The sequence below is a fragment of the Streptococcus sp. SR4 genome, assembly GCF_000517725.1.
Classification (GTDB): domain Bacteria; phylum Bacillota; class Bacilli; order Lactobacillales; family Streptococcaceae; genus Streptococcus; species Streptococcus salivarius_F.
The window spans coordinates 1-1,518 of sequence record NZ_AZYW01000050.1 but is presented as its reverse complement, the minus strand read 5'-3'; the positions used below and the strand labels follow the sequence as shown (position 1 = coordinate 1,518).

Genomic DNA, 1,518 nt, shown 5'->3' with positions numbered 1-1,518 from the left:
GAGTCCAGAGTTGGCCTACTATGATGCTGGTATGTCCGTTAACTATGACAGATTGGTGACTGCAGATGGTCACACATGGCTCTCTTATGTAAGCCATGGAGGCAACCGCCGTTACATTGCTATTGATGGTAAGGCAACAGCAGTTGCTCAACCAGCAAGTCCAAGCCTAGCTGCAACTGGTACTTATACCTTTACCAAACCTAGCTCTATCAAGGCTCAACCAAGTGTGGCAAGCCCAGAGTTAGCCTACTATGATAAAGGCATGTCCGTTCGCTATGACAAGGTCCTTACAGCTGATGGACACACATGGTTATCTTATATGACTTATAGCGGTGCAAGACGCTATGTGGATATTTCTTAAGAGTTGTAACATCACTCTCTTTTGAGGGTGGTGTTTTTTTAGTTTCAAGAGTTGAATCAATATATTGTTCAATATGCTTTAGAAACATTTGCTGTAAATTAGCGAAAGTTATAAAATCAAGGTGAAAGTATAGGATTCGTTCTATGAGTAACTAGCATCTTAAGTTATAGAATAAGGATGTTGTAATTAGAGGTGTTCAATTATGTTAGATATTTTTGTTTTAGAAGAAGATTATTTTCAACAAGCTCGTCTTGAGGATGCTATCCACAAGTCTAAACAAATATATATTTTAAGAATTGGGAAGGTCGATTTATACGATAAACCCAATCAATTATTAGAGTGTATTACGGAAAGGGGTTCGCACTTACTGTTTTTTCTAGATATTGCAACTGATAGTGATATGGAAGGGGGAATATTGGTTGCTCAACAGATACGTGAGCGAGATCCTTATGCTAGTATTGTTTTCATCACAGCACATCCCGAACTCCTACCATCAACCTTTCAGTATCGCTTAGCTGCACTTGATTTTATTGACAAGAATTTGCCTGATATTGAATATGAAGATAGGATTATTTCTGATATTGGATTAGCACTTTCTAAAAATGGTCTGAGCCAAATAGAGTGTGCTTTTACTATAGATACAAAGAATGTAACTATACAAGTTCCTTTTCATAAGATACTCTATTTTGAAACATCTCCAACAGTTCATAAGGTGATTCTTCATACAACAGAAGAGCAAATTGAGTTCTATGGTCAATTGTCAAAAATTGTGAAACAAGATTGCAGACTATATAAATGCCATAAATCATTTGTTGTAAATCCCGAAAACATTGTGAGATTGGACAAAGAATTAGGTGTTATTTATTTTGAAAACGGAGAGTCATGCTTGGTTTCAAAAGCTAAACAAAAAGAGATTGTTGCTAAGATGCTTGTTCCAAAAAACATGGCAGTTTGATGTATATAGTATTTTTGTTTTAAAATCTTATTTTCTGATTATGACGAAAAAACGACTGTTTATGACTTCAATGAAAAATTTAGCTGTTTTTGTATTATAATAGCCGAGTAAATTATCAGTAAAGGACATCACTCATGAAAAATACAAGTAAACTTATTGGTTTAGTATTAGCCCTTATCGTAGTTATCCTCGCTATCTTTTT

2 protein-coding genes are annotated in these 1,518 nt (G+C 35.1%); both read left to right on the top strand.

All coding sequences use genetic code 11. The features are described 5' to 3' along the window. Window positions 1-361, top strand: a 361-nt coding sequence (locus tag HMPREF1519_RS06865) for an SH3 domain-containing protein (RefSeq protein ID WP_037611650.1), incomplete at its 5' end; no start/stop codon positions are given. Window positions 362-563: 202 nt separating this feature from the next. Beyond that, on the top strand, window positions 564-1,316 hold the full coding sequence (locus HMPREF1519_RS06860) for a LytTR family transcriptional regulator DNA-binding domain-containing protein (RefSeq protein WP_037611648.1): 753 nt from the start codon (window positions 564-566) through the stop codon (window positions 1,314-1,316). Window positions 1,317-1,518 lie beyond the last annotated feature (202 nt).